The organism is Chitiniphilus eburneus (assembly GCF_005048205.1).
In the GTDB taxonomy this organism is placed as follows: Bacteria; Pseudomonadota; Gammaproteobacteria; order Burkholderiales; family Chitinibacteraceae; genus Chitiniphilus; species Chitiniphilus eburneus.
This window is the reverse complement of sequence record NZ_SUMF01000002.1, coordinates 214,330-228,728: the sequence shown is the minus strand read 5'-3', so window position 1 is coordinate 228,728 and position 14,399 is coordinate 214,330. Positions and strand designations below refer to the sequence as shown.

13 protein-coding genes are annotated in these 14,399 nt (G+C 67.2%); all 13 read right to left on the bottom strand.

All coding sequences use genetic code 11. The features are described 5' to 3' along the window. Nucleotides 1-41: 41 nt before the first annotated feature. Entirely contained in the window at nucleotides 42-1,013 is a 972-nt protein-coding gene (locus FAZ21_RS03665; RefSeq protein ID WP_136771921.1) for a Gfo/Idh/MocA family protein, read from the bottom strand. Between the two features lie 308 nt (nucleotides 1,014-1,321). Continuing rightward, nucleotides 1,322-1,912 carry a methionine biosynthesis protein MetW gene (gene metW / locus FAZ21_RS03660; protein WP_136771920.1) on the bottom strand — a complete coding sequence of 197 codons (591 nt, stop codon included), beginning with the start codon at nucleotides 1,910-1,912 and terminating at the stop codon, nucleotides 1,322-1,324. Then, entirely contained in the window at nucleotides 1,909-3,048 is a 1,140-nt protein-coding gene (gene metX / locus FAZ21_RS03655) for a homoserine O-succinyltransferase MetX (protein WP_136771919.1), read from the bottom strand. Before metX ends, metW begins: the two co-directional genes overlap by 4 nt. Before the next feature lie 230 nt (nucleotides 3,049-3,278). Next, nucleotides 3,279-4,337 carry a glycosyltransferase family 9 protein gene (locus FAZ21_RS03650; protein WP_169307232.1) on the bottom strand — a complete coding sequence of 353 codons (1,059 nt, stop codon included), beginning with the start codon at nucleotides 4,335-4,337 and terminating at the stop codon, nucleotides 3,279-3,281. Continuing rightward, complete coding sequence (locus FAZ21_RS03645) at nucleotides 4,294-5,667, bottom strand: O-antigen ligase family protein (RefSeq protein ID WP_136771917.1); 1,374 nt, start codon at nucleotides 5,665-5,667, stop codon at nucleotides 4,294-4,296. The genes FAZ21_RS03650 and FAZ21_RS03645 overlap by 44 nt, the downstream gene beginning before the upstream one ends. After that, a complete protein-coding gene (locus FAZ21_RS03640; RefSeq protein ID WP_169307231.1) occupies nucleotides 5,664-6,773 on the bottom strand; it encodes a glycosyltransferase family 9 protein in 1,110 nt (369 codons plus the stop codon). Before FAZ21_RS03640 ends, FAZ21_RS03645 begins: the two co-directional genes overlap by 4 nt. Then, nucleotides 6,770-7,969, bottom strand: a complete 1,200-nt coding sequence (locus FAZ21_RS03635; protein WP_136771915.1) for a glycosyltransferase — start codon at nucleotides 7,967-7,969, stop codon at nucleotides 6,770-6,772. The genes FAZ21_RS03640 and FAZ21_RS03635 overlap by 4 nt, the downstream gene beginning before the upstream one ends. Then, entirely contained in the window at nucleotides 7,966-9,102 is a 1,137-nt protein-coding gene (locus FAZ21_RS03630; protein WP_136771914.1) for a glycosyltransferase family 9 protein, read from the bottom strand. Before FAZ21_RS03630 ends, FAZ21_RS03635 begins: the two co-directional genes overlap by 4 nt. A gap of 162 nt (nucleotides 9,103-9,264) precedes the next feature. Then, complete coding sequence (locus tag FAZ21_RS03625; RefSeq protein WP_136771913.1) at nucleotides 9,265-10,086, bottom strand: polysaccharide deacetylase family protein; 822 nt, start codon at nucleotides 10,084-10,086, stop codon at nucleotides 9,265-9,267. Next, complete coding sequence (locus FAZ21_RS03620; protein ID WP_136771912.1) at nucleotides 10,083-11,177, bottom strand: glycosyltransferase family 4 protein; 1,095 nt, start codon at nucleotides 11,175-11,177, stop codon at nucleotides 10,083-10,085. The genes FAZ21_RS03625 and FAZ21_RS03620 overlap by 4 nt, the downstream gene beginning before the upstream one ends. Before the next feature lie 2 nt (nucleotides 11,178-11,179). Further along, nucleotides 11,180-12,313: a glycosyltransferase family 4 protein gene (locus tag FAZ21_RS03615; RefSeq protein ID WP_136771911.1), complete on the bottom strand. Its 1,134-nt coding sequence runs from the start codon at nucleotides 12,311-12,313 to the stop codon at nucleotides 11,180-11,182. Continuing rightward, nucleotides 12,310-13,392 (bottom strand): putative lipopolysaccharide heptosyltransferase III, encoded by a 1,083-nt coding sequence (gene rfaQ, locus FAZ21_RS03610; protein WP_136771910.1) that lies wholly within the window; start codon nucleotides 13,390-13,392, stop codon nucleotides 12,310-12,312. Before rfaQ ends, FAZ21_RS03615 begins: the two co-directional genes overlap by 4 nt. Next, complete coding sequence (locus FAZ21_RS03605; RefSeq protein WP_136771909.1) at nucleotides 13,385-14,389, bottom strand: NAD-dependent epimerase/dehydratase family protein; 1,005 nt, start codon at nucleotides 14,387-14,389, stop codon at nucleotides 13,385-13,387. Before FAZ21_RS03605 ends, rfaQ begins: the two co-directional genes overlap by 8 nt. Nucleotides 14,390-14,399: the final 10 nt, after the last annotated feature.

The following is a 14,399-nucleotide window of genomic DNA, read 5'->3' as shown; positions in this document are numbered from 1 at the left end:
GTGCCGTGGTCTTTGACTTAGCCCTTCCCTCTTCCCTCTTCTTACCGCTCGAAGGGGTAGATCAGCCCCAGTTGCGCGCGGGCGCGGTCCAGGATGTCGATCATGGCGCGGGTGGTGGCGTGCGACATCACTGGGCTTTCCAGTTGCCCCGCCCGCAGCAGCTCGCAGAAATGCGCGGTTTCATAGTTCAGCCCGCTCCCGATGCTGGGCGCGTCGATTTCCACCCGGCGACCATCCTTGTAGTGGATGGTGGCACGGCGGGGACTCCACCATTTTTCGTCGATCACCACGTGGCCGTCCGGCCCGCACAGCAGCGCGTCGCCGCTACCGGACAGGCCCAGTCCGCAGTAAAGCTGGGCATAGCCGCGTTCATGCCGGGTATTGAGTGCAGCCAGTGTATCGACACCACTGGCGCCGATCCGACCCTGGGTTTGCACCTCTACCGCAGCGCCCAGCCAGTGCACGGCCAGGAAGGCCGCATAGATACCCACGTCCAGCAGCCCGCCACCGGCCAGGGCAGGGTCGTAGACGGCGTGGCCGGGTGGCACGTTGGGGCTGGCAAAGCCTGCGCGCACCAACGTGATCGCACCGATGGGGTCGTGCCGCAGGTGTGCGGCCAGTTTGTCGAACAAGGGATAGAACGGCGGCTTCATCGCCTCCATGTAGAGCCGGCCGCTCTGGCGGGCGACCGCCAGCACGCGGTCCAATTCGGCGGCGGAGACGGCGGCCGGTTTCTCGGTCAGCACCGCCTTGCCGGCTTCCAGCGCGGCAATGGCGTAGGGCGCATGGCTAGTGTGCGGGGTGCCGATGTACACGGCATCGAGTGGCTGCGTCAGCAACGCGTCCAGCGTGTCGCAGGCATTGGAGTCGAACTCGGCGGCAAAGGCCCGCGCCTTGTCCGCACCGCGGCTCCAGACGGCTGCCAGGCTGGCGCCGGGCACGCAATCGAGCCCCTGTGCAAAACGGCGCGCAATGCCACCGGTGCCGATGACGCCGAAGCGGATGGTCTGCATGGCCGTGTCCTGGGGGATGGGGGATGGCCATTGTGGCGGGGCGATGTGACGATCGCCATCAGGCGCTTACCCAATGGGGCGTGAGAGATTACGAGGTTTGTGGTTTTGTTTTTGGAGACCAAACCCCAAATCTTGAGCCACGAAGGACTGCGAGAATACGGAGTTCCGCCGAGGAAAAACGAGATCAAGCGCCTCTGCATCTGCAACCGATACGGGCTCCCGCCGCTAGCCTCTTCAGGTTTTCTCCGTGGCCCCTCGGTGTTCTCACTGCCCTCGGTGGTTCAAGGTGTGGGGTATCCCCACTCCACTCAGGCCCGCTCGAATCGCACCAATGCCAGCGAGCCCAGCAGGTTGGGCAACAGATCCACTTTTTCGCCCTGGTGCAGGACCACGCGGCCGGTCGACCACATGCCGAGCTTTTTCAGCAGCCGTTCAAAGTCGTATACCGTGCACAGGTGGATGTTGGGGGTGTTGTACCACTCGTAGGGGATGGTCTCGGACACCGGCATTCGCCCCAGCAGCAGTTGCCAGCGGTTTTCCCAATAGCCGAAGTTGGGGAAGGTGACGATGCCGGTGCGGCCGACGCGCAGCATCTCCTTGAGGATGCCTTCGACGTTGTGCATTGCCTGGATGGTCAGCGACAGCACCACGAAATCGAATGCGTTGTCCTCGAAGGTGGAGAGGCCGGCTTCCATGTCGCTCTGGATCACGTCCACACCGCGTGCGACGCAGGCGGTGACGCTGTCGACGTCGATCTCGACGCCGTAGCCGTGGCAATCCTTGTTGGTCGCCAGCCACGCCAGCAGGGAGCCGTCGCCGCAGCCCAGGTCGAGCACGCTGCTGGCGGGGGTGATCCAGTCGGCGATGTGGCGCAGGTCGGAACGAAGCGGCGCGGTCATGCGGCGATCTCCTGGGCGATATTGTCGAGATAGGCGCGCATGATGGCGTGGTAGGGCGCGTCTTCCATCAGGAAGGCATCGTGGCCGTGCTTGGAGTCGATCTCGGCGTAGCTCACGTGCTTGCGCGCATCGAGCAGCGCCTTGACGATCTCGCGCGAGCGCGCCGGCGAGAAGCGCCAGTCCGAGTTGAACGACACCACCAGGAAGCGTGCCTGTACCTCGGCCAACGCCTTCACCAGGTCGCCGCCGTAGTGGCGGGCCGGATCGAAGTAATCCAGCGCCTTGGTCATCAGCAGGTAGGTATTGGCGTCGAAGTAATCGGAAAACTTGTCGCCCTGGTAGCGCAGGTAAGACTCGATCTCGAATTCCACGTCGAAGCCGTACTTGTATTCGCCGCTGCGCAGCATGCGGCCGAATTTCTCGCCCATGCCGTCGTCGCTGAGATAGGTGATGTGGCCCAGCATGCGCGCCAGCCGCAGGCCGCGCCGGGGCACGGTGTCATGCTGGTAGTAGTCGCCACCGTGGAAGTCGGGATCGGTCAGGATCGCCTGCCGCGCCACGTCGTTGAAGGCGATGTTCTGCGCGGTGAGCTTGGGTGCCGCGGCAATCACCAGCGCATGACGCACCCGATCCGGATGGGTGATGGTCCAGCGCAGCGCCTGCATCCCGCCCAGGCTGCCGCCGATGATGGCGGCGAACCGGTGGATGCCGAGCTGATCGGCCAGCCGCGCCTGGGTTTCCACCCAATCGCGCACCAGCACCAGCGGAAAGGTCGAGCCATACGGCTTGCCGGTGGCCGGATCGATGCTCGACGGTCCGGTGGAGCCGTGGCAGCCGCCCAGGTTGTTCAGGCCGATGACGAAAAAGCGGTCGGTATCGATGGGCTTGCCCGGCCCGATCATGTTGTCCCACCAGCCGGCGTTCTTGTCGTCCTCGCTATAGCGCCCCGCCACGTGATGATGGCCGGACAGGGCGTGACAGATCAGGATGGCGTTGGAGCGATCGGCGTTCAGCGTGCCGTAGGTCTCGTAGACCAGTTCATAGCGCGGCAGCGTGACGCCGGAGGTGAGCGTGATGGGGGTCTCGAACACCGCCTTCTGAGCGCTGACGAGCCCGACGGAGCGGGGTTCGGGCATGACCGGGGCTTTATGGGAGCAAAGACGGAAGTCTAGCGATTCTGGCGGCGCTTATGAACCCGGGGGCGCAAAGTGACTGAAGTTGAACCCCACATCTTGAAACGCAGGGTGCACAGAGAACACGGAGTTCCACAGAGGAAAAACGAGTAAGGCCCGCGTCTGCGCCCGGTACAGGCGTCCGTACCGGCTCGGCCTTCAGGTTTTCTCTGTGACCCTATGCGCTCTGTGTTTCAAGATTTGGGGTTGGGATTTATCTGCCCTTGCAGCTTTTCCCAGCCTTCCAGTGCCATGGCCACATCGACATCGCTGACGTCGTGGCTGGGTGGTTGCAGTACCACGTGCGGTACCTGCCATGGATGCCAGACGCGGGCGTCGCTCTGGCCGAAGAAGCACAGGATGGGTTTGCCCAGCCCGGCGGCCAGGTGCATCGCGCCGCCGTCGCTACAGACCACCTGGTCGGCCAGCGACAGGCCGCCGATCAGGTCGGCGAGTTCGGCGGTGGGGCAGGGCAGCAGTGGCAGGCCCTGGGCGGCGGCGATGATGGCGGCGGCTTTTTCGTCGTCGCCAGGGTGCTGCGGGTGATCCTGCGGGCCGGGTGACCAGAACAGCAGAAAGGCGCAATGCTCGCGCTCATGGAGTGTGCGCATCATCGCCACGACACGCTCGGCGGGCCAGCGCTGACTGGGTTTGCGCGCGCTGACGTGAAACGCGACCACCGGCATGCCCGGTCGGTACCCGGCGCATTGCGTCAGTTGCCGGGCGAAGCGCTCGCGCTGGATGGGGCGCGGTGCCAGCGACAGCGGCGGCGCCCCATCGATGATGTCCAGCGGTGCCAGCAGCCGCAACGTGGCGGCGACCTCGTGTTCCGGCTGCTCGGGCAGGGCGATCGGATGGGTCAGGCCGCGCAGCTCGTCCGGCCGGGCGAAGCCGACGATGTTCGCGACGCCGGCCAGGCGCGCGGTGCGCAGCATCCGCGCCACCCCGGTGCGTCCGGCCAGGATTGCCCAGTCGTAGCCGCGCCGGCGCAAGGCCCAGGCCAGCCCGAGCCGGTCGAGGTAGGCGCCCAGCCGCGCGCCCGTGCCACCGGCATGCTTGGCCTTGGTGTAGACGAACACTCGATCCACTTGCGGATGGCCTTCGACCACCGGGGCGTTGTAGCTGTTGACCAGGAAATCGATCTCGGCCTTCGGAAAACGCTGGCGCAACGCCGCGATCAGCGGCGTGGTGCAGACCAGGTCGCCGATGTTATCGCGGCGGATGATGAGGATGCGGCGGGGTATCGGGGTCATGGGCTTTGAGACAGGCATAGACGAGGCCGAGCGACAGCATGAACAGCAGCAGCATATGGTCGCGGGTGATGTTCTCGGTGATCATCCGCCCGCCGAAACCAAGCGGCAGCAACACGCCGACCAGCCCCACCGTATCGAAATGGCGGTTCAGCCAGCGACAGGCGGCAACGATGGCGGCGATCAATACGGCATACCACAACGCCAGCCCTGGCCAGCCGGTGCCGACCAGGTATTCGGCGAAGCCGCTGTGCGCGTGGCGGGGCCGGCCGCCGTAGCGCTCTTTGACCAGGTGCATGAATGCCTGCCGGGTGTAGCCGATGCCAAGCGGGTGCTCCAGCGAGAATTGCAGGCCGGCGAAGATGAAGGCGGTGCGCTCGAAGGCCGAGACTTCGATGTTGCTGCCGTCGGGTAGCTTGGGGTAGGGAATTTCGTTCTGGTTGGTCCAGGCGATATAGCGATCCGGTTGCATGCCATAGCGCACGCTTTCCACCGCCCGATCCCAGCGCGGATCGTGCTGATCCAACATGGTGGCGCCGCCAACGATACTGCCGAGCATTACCAGCGCCAGCAGCAGCCGCCATGCCAGCGCGATATGCCGGGCGAAGCACAGCACCAGCACTGCGGCGGCCACCAGCGTCAGCGTTTCGCCCAGCAGGCCATTGCGGGCACCGGCCAGTAGATTGGCCGATATCGACAACAGCCAGATTGCCGTGACGGCTACGGTGGGGGCGCTCAGCGTGCGGCGGTAGCGCAGTGCGCGTGCCAGCAGCTCGGCCAGGGTGACAGTGAACGCCAGGATGGCAAAGAAGGCGACCTGCACCTTGCTGGTCATCACCCGGCTGGTCAGGTAGGTATCGTTGCTGAAGCGTGGATAGGTGGTGCCGATCAGATCGGGCCATTCGCGGTGCGCGGCGATCTGCCACAGGTAGTCGGCGTGCAGGACGATCAACGTCACCGCCGAGGCGGCGAAGACCAGGTTGAACACGGAGCGCGCGTTCGGTCGCAGTAGCGCCATGCCAGTGCCCAGCACGAAGGCGATCATCGCCGTCAGCCATTGGCTTTTCAACTCGCGCAGCACTTCCATGGTGTAGGGCGTGAACAGTAGCTGGATCAAAAGCCAGGCACTGAGCAGCCCCAGCAGGCGGGGCACCGGCGTGTCGCGCAACAGGCCGCCCAGCGCGGTGCGTACCGGCTGCTGTGTCAGCAGCAGGGCCAGCAGCAGGGCGATCAGCCAGTAGCGCAGCGCGATGGTGCCGGGAATCGACAGGATGCTGAACAAGGTGACGAAGCACAGATCGGTGGCCAGCAGGCGCGGTTGGGCAATTTTCATGGGGTCTGGTTCTGTTGAAGCAAGCCGATGGCCTCATCGGCGATTCGAGTGGCCGTGACGTTCCCGATGCACGCCCGCGTGCCCACCCTGCAGGTGCTGGCGGTGTGGAACACGGTGCTGCATGGATAGCACGGCAGTTGTTCGATGATGAAGCGGCTTTGCGGGTGCAGCGGGCGTTGCTCGCGGGGATCGGTCGGGCCGACGACGGAGACTACCGGTACGCCCAGGGCGTCCGCGAGGTAAATGATGCCGGAGTCCACGCTGATGTAGACGGCCAGCCGTGCGAGCAGCACCGGCAGTTGATCGAGCGCGAGGCGGCCGGTGGTATCGATCACGCGTGGCGAGGCCAGGCGTTCTCCGATGCGCGCAGCCAGCGGGCGGTCGTCCGGGCCACCGACCAGCAGCACGCTGGCGTCGCTGCGGGCGAGCAGTGCGGCGATCACGTCGGCCACCTTGTCCTCGCCCAGCTCCTTGAGCTTGTTGGCGGCGGAGACGCCGATACCGATCAGCGCGCCGTCCGGCAATCCCAGCGCGGTGACGGCGGCGTCGGCATCCGGCGCGGCGTACAGCGGCTTGTCGCGTGCGACGGGCACATCCAGTCGCGCCAGCAGTTCGGCCCATTCATCGACGATCAGGCGCTCGGCCTGATGGCGTTGCGCGTCAGTCAGCAATGGCTCGGCGCGTTGCACCGAGCGGCCGTGATTGGCGGTGACTGCGATACGGCGCGGAATGCCTGCCCACAGCGGCATCAATAACCACGGCAGGTTGGGGCTACCGAGCACGATCCAGTCGTAGCGCGCGGCGCGCAGCCGGCGTACCAGCCGCAACTTGGCGCCCAGGCCGCACCAGGCCGAGGAATCGGCTTCCCAGCGTTCGGCGATGCGCGGGTCGTGCCTGAGCAACGCGCGGTTCACCGGGTGGTGCATCACGGTGAGCGCGGCGTCGGGAAAGCGGCGTGCCAGCGCGTCGATCACCGGCAGCGTGCAGATCATGTCGCCGATCTTGGCGGTCTGCACCAGCAGGATACGGCGCGGCGCGGCGGGCTCGCGCCGTTGAGCCAGCCACAGCAGCGGCTGGCACAGCCAGGTGACCAGCCACAACATCATGGGCGGGCCGCTTCGGCGAGCACGGCTTCGACCTCGCATACATAGCGCTGCACCGTGTAATGCGCGCAGACGCGGGCATGGCCGCGTTCGCCCAGGGTACGGCGCAGTGCGGCATTGGCCGCCAGCGGGTGCAGGTGGGCCGTCAGCGTGGCAACGTCCCCGTAGGGATAGAGCAGGCCGGTTTCGCCATCGACGATCAGTTCGCGGGTGCCCACCACGGCCGAACCGATCACTGGTTTGCTCAGCAGCATCGCTTCCAGTACCACGCGTGGCAGGCCTTCGCTGGACGATGCCAGGATGCAGACGTCCATTGCCGCCACCCAGGGCAGTGGCTCGCGCTGGAAGCCGGCGAAAATCACCTTGTCGGCCAGGCCCAGTTGCACGGCCTGCTGTTGCAGCGCTTCGCGTTCGCGGCCCTCGCCTACCAGGATCAGTCGCCAGTCACCCGGCAACCGTGCGCGGGCCAGGGCCTCCAATACATGATGATTACTCTTGCGCGCGATCAGCGAGCCGACGGTGCCGAACACCACCGCGTCGTCGGGAATGCCCAGCGTGGCGCGAAGCGGCGCGCCATCGGGTAGTGGCTGCGTGGGATCGATGCCGTTGAGCACCGCGACGCAACGTCGCTCGTCCACGCCCTGGGCGGTCAGCGTGCGGACCACGCCGTACGAGACACCGATCACCTTCTTTGCCAGCCGGTTGACCAGCGCCACCGTCGGCGCGTCCAGCACCGGTTCGATGCGGCAATGCTGCACCGTCGGCACGCCGGCTGCCTCGGCGGCGCGGTAGCCCTCGATGTTGGAGAGTGGCTGGTTGTTCATGTACAGCAGGTCGAAATCGCCCTGCCGCAGCAAGGCGCCGATGCGCGCCGCGTTGGGACGGGTGCGCCAGATGGCGTCGATGCCACGCACCGCGCGGGCGCGCCGGGCTGGCCACGGCGTCAGCACGCCGCGTACCAGTTCCTTGGCGAGCTTGGCCCACGCCGGTTGCCTGCGTTGCGGGAGCAGCGTGAGCGGGATGCCGATCGCGGCGAGGTCGCGCGACAGGCTGGAATCGCCGCGCGGATAGTCGTGGTAGAAGGCGCAGGTGACGGCGAAGCGCTGGCGGTCGATGCGCTTGAGCAGCTCGAACATGCTGTTGGTGCCGCCACCCCATTCGTTGCCGGTGTCGAGCAGCAGGATTTTCTTGGGCGTCATGATGCGGGGGTTTCCAGGTGGCGCAGGCAGGCGTCGTACACCTCGTCCACGCCGATGTTGTCCATGCAGAGCGGCGCCGCGTACGGGCAGCGCTTGCCCAGGCAGGGATCGCAGGTGCGCCACTTCTGGATCACGATGTGGCGCTGCAAGGCCACCGTCGGACCGGATCGCTCCCAGTGCGCGGCGGCGAACAGGCTGACCGTGGGCGTGCCGACGGCGATTGCCATGTGCATGATGCCGGTGTCCGGTGTGACCAGCACCCGGCAGCGGCGCAGCAGCGCCGGCACCTGGACCAGCGGCAGCTTGCCCGCGGTGACGAGCACACGGGTCGGGTTGCCGATACCCTGCGCGACGGTGGCGATCAGTGGCAGTTCGGCGGGCGAACCGGTGATCACGATCCGCAGCGCCGGATCGTGCGCCAACAGGCGCCGGCCCAGTTCGGCATAGCGCTCGGGGCGCCAGCGGCGGCTGGCGGTGGAGGCGCCGGGCTGGAACGCCAGCAGCGGCGTTCCCGGGGTGACCCCGAAATCTCGCGCCAGCGTGGCATCCAGCGCTTCCTGGGTATCGGGGGCGACGATCAGTGTCATTGCCCGCTCGGTCGGCGCGCCGCCGGCCAGCGCGGCCACGGCCAGGCGCTGGTCGATGCCGTGGGTGAAATCGCCCCAGCTATGTACTGGCTCGGCGTTGCTCAGCAGATCGCGGTGCGCGAAATCGTTCGGCAGCTTGAAGCGCCAGCGCGCGCCGCTCAGCACGGCCAGCGGCGTGGCCTGCGGCTCGTTGCCATGCAGGATCGCCACCAGGTCGTAGCGCTGGCGGCGCAGGCGCCACGCGACAGGCCAGAACTCACGCCAGCGGTTGTCGTAGACGATGGTCCCGTCGATGTCCGGATTGTTGCGGAGCAATGCCGCGTAGGCGGGATGCACCAACAGATCGATGCGCGCATCCGGATAGGCCAGCCGCAGGCTGTGCAATGCGGGCGTGCTCATCAGTGCGTCGCCGATGGCGGTACAGGACACGGCCAGGATGCGCGCGATACGCGGCGTGCCCAGCTCCGCCGGGTCGGGCGGCGGCTGACGACGCACCAGCCAGCGCGTCAGCGCGATGGCGAAGTTCTGGTGCAGGTTCAGGCGCATGGCTGGTGGCCTCCGGCCACGCCGAGCGGGTGGGGCATTCGATCAACAAACACTGGATCGGTCCTCCGGGCAAAGCGAGGCTCCCTCGCGGCGGCGAGGGCTGAGCGATCCGCAATGTCATGGGATAGCCTCCAGGCGCTGCGGTGCAGGGTCAGGCGCATCTCACCGGCGCTTCAGCGCGGTGTACAGCCGCGCCAGGGTGGGTTGGCGATACAGCCAGAGCCGACTGGCCAGCCATGACGCTGGCTTGTCCTTCACCACCAGCCGGTGAATGTGCTCTCGGTCCTGGCCTGGCAGGTTGGCGCCGGGCACGGTGGTGTACAGGTGGCGGAAGCCCGCTTCGCGCGCGACGGCGAGGTAATCGTCGTCGAAATAGCCCTGCGGCCAGCACAACTGATCGCTGGCGCCGCCCAGGCGCGCGGCGAAGTTGGCGCGGCTGGTGGCCAGGTCTTCCGCCAGCCGGGCGCGTTTCTCGGCCGGGTCGGCGCACTGTTTGTCCCAGCGGGTGTGGCTATGTGTGTGGCTATGGAATTCGAAAGTACCGGCGGCGCGCATCGCCGCCACTTCGCTGGCGCGCACGATCACCTCGTCGGCACGGCCCTCACCGATGGCGGCCTTGCAGGCCCGGTGATCGGGTGTGGCCGGCAGCGGGCCACCGTCGCCGGCATGCGGGCGTGCCGGGCCGTCGCCAACCCAACCACTGACGGTGAACAGCACTGCGCGCTGGCCGTGGCGCGCCAGCACCGGATGGGCGTACACCCAGTTGTCGAGGTAGCCGTCGTCGAACGTGATCAGCACCGATTTGTCGGGCACGGCCTCGCCAGCGAGAAAACTGGCGAACTGCTGCGTACCGAGCGTGGTGTAGCCTGCGCGCGCCAGCCAGCCCATGTGCCCGGCGAACGTGTCGGGGCTGACCGTGACCAGGCCCGGAGCGGGCGAGACGTGGTGATACATCAGCACCGGTACGGCGCGGGCGGCTTTCATGCGTGGCCCCGTTCGGCCAGGCTGTTGCGATAGAACGCTTCCATCTCGGCGGCCATCGTCGCCACGGCGAAGCGGCTGCGGGTGATGGCGCGACCGGCTTCACCCATGCGCTGGCGCAACGCGGCGTCGCCAATCAGTGTTTCCAGCGCGGCGCGCAGCGCGGGAACGTTCTGCGCCGGGACCAGCAGGCCATTCACGCCGTCTTCGATGACCTCCGGTACGCCGTCCACGCGGGTGCCGATCACCGGCAGGCCCATTGCCATTGCTTCGATGTACGAGGTGCCCAGTGCTTCCTGGTGCGTGGCGAGGGCGAATACGTCGCAGCCGGCCAGTACGTTGGCCACGTCGCGGCGCAGGCCCAGCAGGTGCACGCGGTCGGCCAGCCCCTCGCTGGCGAGCAGCGCGCTCAGATTGTCGTACTGCGGCCCGTTGCCGGCCCAGACCAGATGCAGTGCCGGATGGCGTTCCAGCAGCGGCTTGGCGGCCTCCAGCAGTTCGCGATGGCCTTTCTTGGCTCGCAGGATGGCGACGGTGCCGACCACGATAGCGTCGTCGGGCAGCTTCAGCTCGGCACGCAGCGTGGACGTCACCGGCTCGGGTGCCTGGATGCCGGTGTAGATGGTGGCGGCATGCGCGGCGGGCACGCCCTTGCCGATCAGGTATTGCCGAACGTGCTCGCTGACCGAGACCACGCGATGCGGCAGCCAGGTGTAGGTGGCGAGCGAGGTGATCTCCAGCGCCAGATGGCGCGTGCGGACGATCAGCGGCGTGCCGGCCAGCCGTCCGGCCATACCCGCCAGCAGGCTATCACGCCCGCTGTGGGTGTTGAGTACGTCGAAGCGGCCCTGGCGCAGCAGTTTGCGCATGCGCCAGACCGCGCCCAGGTCGGCGCCATTGCGCATGCGCACGTGATGCACCGTGAAGCCTTCCGCGGTCAGCCGCTCGCCGAGCTTGGCGCCAGGCTGGCAGACCAGTTCCAGCGTGTGGCCGCGCTCGCGCAGCGCGACCATTTCCTTGAAGGTGCGATGTTCCTGGCCCCCCCAGCCCAGCGAGGATTCGGAATGCAGGATGTGCAGCGATGGTTTGTCCATGTTCAGGCGTCCAGCAGATCGGCGTAGAGCGATTCCAGTTCGCCGGCCATGCGCGTCAGGGTATAGGGCTCGGCGGTGGCGCGGGCGGCGGCACGCAGCGCCGGCCAGTGTTCGCGTCGTTCCAGCCACGCGCCCAGGCTGCGGCGCAGGCCGGCGGTGTCCAGCGCATCGTTGAGCCAGCCATTTTCGCCGGGGCGCACCCATTCGGCGGCGCCGCACAGCGGCGTGGTGAAGATCGGCAGGCCGCTGGCCAGTGCTTCGACGCAGACGTTGGGGAACGGGTCGTACAGCGTCGGCAGGATCAGCGCGTCGGCCGCCCCGTACAGCGGCTTCACGTCGGGCAGGCCACCAAGGAAGCGTACCCGGTCGGCGACGCCCAGTCTGGTTGCCTGGCGCCGATAGCGCGCGGCGTGTTTGTCTTCGCCGGCGATGGCCAGATGCAAGCCGGGGTGCGGCACGATGGCATCGATGGCGGCGGCGGCGCCCTTGCGTTCGAAGCCGGAGCCTACGTATGCCAGCAGCGGTGCGTCTTCGGGAATCTGGTGATCGCGGCGCCAGCCTTCGCGGTAGCGGGTGAGTTCGGGATGGAACGAGCCGGTATCGACGCCGTTGTAGATCACCGCCAGCCGCTCGGCGGCCACGCCGAAGCGCTGTGCGATCTGATCGCGGACCAGCATTGAATTGCAGATCACCATGCGCAGCGCCGGATGGCGGAACATCTCGGCCTCGGCGCGACAGATGTAGCGATGATAAGGGCTGAGGGCGCGGGTCATGCGTTCCAGCGGCCCCTGGATGCGCGCCAGTTGTTCCAGCCAGGCCGCGTGCACACCGTCGCCGGCGCGGAAGATCCCGGCGCCCGGAATGCGCTCGTGGCTTTGCACCAGGTCGAATTCGCCAAATCGGTGCTGCGCGGCGCGGGCGAAGCCGGCATCGCGCGACAGCCGGCCGAACTGGGGCGGGTCGATGGTCTCGCAGCGCCAGCCGGCGCCGCCGTCCTTCCACTGCCGCGCCAGCAGCGTCACATCGAGCGCGCCACGTTGCGCCAGCGCTTCCAGCGCGCGGCTGACAAAGCGTTCCGCACCGCCGTGCGGGTTGTATTTCTGCCGCACGATGGCGAGCTTGATCGGGGCGTTCATCGGCCGGTTTCCGCCAGGAGTTCGTCCAGCGCCATCAGCACGCGCTCGGGCGTGATGGCGACGAGACAATCGCTGATGCCACTGCCACCACAGCCGTTCTGGCCACAGGGACGACAGGTGTAGGGTGTGGCGATCACGCGTTGCGGCACCCGCCACGGGCCCCATTCGATCTCGCCGGAAGGGCCGAACAGTGCCACCACGGGTGTCTGTACCGCTGCGGCCAGGTGCATCGGCACCGAATCGACGCCCACCAGCGCGCGCGCGCCGGCGATCAGCGCGCCCAGCTCTTTCAGCGACAACTGGCCGCTGAGATTGGCGACGGGGCGCGCCAGTTGCGAGGTCAGCTCGGCGACCCACGCCATTTCGTTGGGCGACGGCGCGGCGGAAAGCACCACAGTGTCGCCGCGTTCGGTCAGCGCATCGATCAGTGCCGCCATTCGGGCCACCGGCCACGCCTTGAACAGCCAGCGCGAGGTTGGGTGGATCAGTAGATAGCGGCCGTTTACGCCGGCCTGGGCCAGCTTGCCTGCGATGGTGTGTTCAGCATCCTCGCCCGGCACGAAGTGCAAGGCAGTGGTGGTTTCGTCGGGGCGGATGCCGATACGGCGCAACGCATCCAGGTGCAGGTCCACCGTATGCCGGCGGTTGCCGCCGACGAGGGGATACAACGCGCCGAACGAGCGTTGCCACAGCTTTTGCGCGCGCTTGCCGTTCTTGCGCGACTGCGGCGCGACCGACAGGCGCGGTTTGAGCAGGCGGGTGAAACGTGCTCCGTGCCAGTGGTCGGTCAGGTGGACGATCAGGTCGTAGTCGCGCGCTTTCAGTGTGCGGTAGAGGCCGAGGTAGGCGCGTGCCTGCGCCAGCCAGCCCAGCTCGCGCCAGTTGCGGCCGATGGTGTGCACCTGTGCCACGTGCGGATGCAGTGTGAGCATGTCGCGGGTGTCGTGATAGACCAGCGCGTCGACCTCGATGCCGGGATGCGCGGCGGCCAGGGTGCTGAACACCGGCCCGGTCAGCAATACATCGCCGTGGTGGCGTAACTTGATGACCAGCGCGCGCCTGATCGGTGCATCAGGCACCGTGGTAATCCTTGAACCAGGCGACGAAACGCCCCAGCCCGTCGTCCAGGCCGACGCGCGGCACGGCGCCGGTGGCCGCTTCGAGCGCCGAGGTGTCGGCGTAGGTTTCTTCGACGTCGCCCGCCTGCATCGGCAGCAGGCGCTTGTCGGCGACGCGGCCAAGATGGCGTTCCAGCGTGGCGATGAATTCGCCCAGCTCGGCCGGGTTGCTGCCGCCGATGTTGTACAGGCGATAGGGTGCCCAGCTACTGCCGTTGCGCGGGTTCATCACGTCGAAGGCGGGATCGGGCGCGGCCGGGCGCTCTAGCAGTGCGACGATGCCGTCCACGATGTCGTCGATATAGGTGAAGTCGCGCCGCATCCGGCCGTGGTTGTAGACGTCGATGCTTTCGCCGGCAACGATCTTCTGCGCGAACTTGTAGTAGGCCATGTCCGGCCGGCCCCACGGGCCATAGACGGTGAAGAAGCGCAGCCCGGTGACGGGCAGGCCGTACAGGTGGGCGTAGCTGTGCGCCATCGCCTCGTTGGCCTTCTTGGTGGCGGCGTAGAAGCTGACCGGGTGCTCGGTGCTGTCGCTTTCGCGGAACGGCAGGCGGCGATTGCCGCCGTAGACGCTGGACGAGCTGGCGAAGATCAGGTGGCCGACCTTGCCGTGGCGACAGCCTTCCAGCACATGGCTGAAGCCGGTGAGGTTGGCGGCGTTGTAGGCCAGCGGGGCGTCGATGGAATAACGCACGCCAGCCTGTGCCGCCAGGTGCACCACCGCGTCGTAGCCGCCATCGCGGATCAGCGCGACGGTGCGCGGCTCGGCGATGTCCAGCGTTTCGAAGCTGAAGCCGTGCTGCGGCGTCAGGCGCGCCAGCCGCGCCTGTTTGAGCGCGGGATCGTAGTAACTGTTGAGGCTGTCGATGCCGTGAACCTGGTGCCCCAGCGCGAGCAGGCGTTCGGAAAGATGCATGCCGATGAAACCGGCGGCACCGGTGACCAGAATCTTCATGGGGAACCTG

Bases quoted from the DNA above. Each gene is read 5' to 3' on its own strand.
- FAZ21_RS03665 (WP_136771921.1), bottom strand. From the start codon at position 1,013: ATGCAGACCATCCGCTTCGGCGTCATCGGCACCGGTGGCATTGCGCGC.
- metW (WP_136771920.1), bottom strand. From the start codon at position 1,912: ATGACCGCGCCGCTTCGTTCCGACCTGCGCCACATCGCCGACTGGATC.
- metX (WP_136771919.1), bottom strand. From the start codon at position 3,048: ATGCCCGAACCCCGCTCCGTCGGGCTCGTCAGCGCTCAGAAGGCGGTG.
- FAZ21_RS03650 (WP_169307232.1), bottom strand. From the start codon at position 4,337: ATGACCCCGATACCCCGCCGCATCCTCATCATCCGCCGCGATAACATC.
- FAZ21_RS03645 (WP_136771917.1), bottom strand. From the start codon at position 5,667: ATGAAAATTGCCCAACCGCGCCTGCTGGCCACCGATCTGTGCTTCGTC.
- FAZ21_RS03640 (WP_169307231.1), bottom strand. From the start codon at position 6,773: ATGATGTTGTGGCTGGTCACCTGGCTGTGCCAGCCGCTGCTGTGGCTG.
- FAZ21_RS03635 (WP_136771915.1), bottom strand. From the start codon at position 7,969: ATGACGCCCAAGAAAATCCTGCTGCTCGACACCGGCAACGAATGGGGT.
- FAZ21_RS03630 (WP_136771914.1), bottom strand. From the start codon at position 9,102: ATGCGCCTGAACCTGCACCAGAACTTCGCCATCGCGCTGACGCGCTGG.
- FAZ21_RS03625 (WP_136771913.1), bottom strand. From the start codon at position 10,086: ATGAAAGCCGCCCGCGCCGTACCGGTGCTGATGTATCACCACGTCTCG.
- FAZ21_RS03620 (WP_136771912.1), bottom strand. From the start codon at position 11,177: ATGGACAAACCATCGCTGCACATCCTGCATTCCGAATCCTCGCTGGGC.
- FAZ21_RS03615 (WP_136771911.1), bottom strand. From the start codon at position 12,313: ATGAACGCCCCGATCAAGCTCGCCATCGTGCGGCAGAAATACAACCCG.
- FAZ21_RS03605 (WP_136771909.1), bottom strand. From the start codon at position 14,389: ATGAAGATTCTGGTCACCGGTGCCGCCGGTTTCATCGGCATGCATCTT.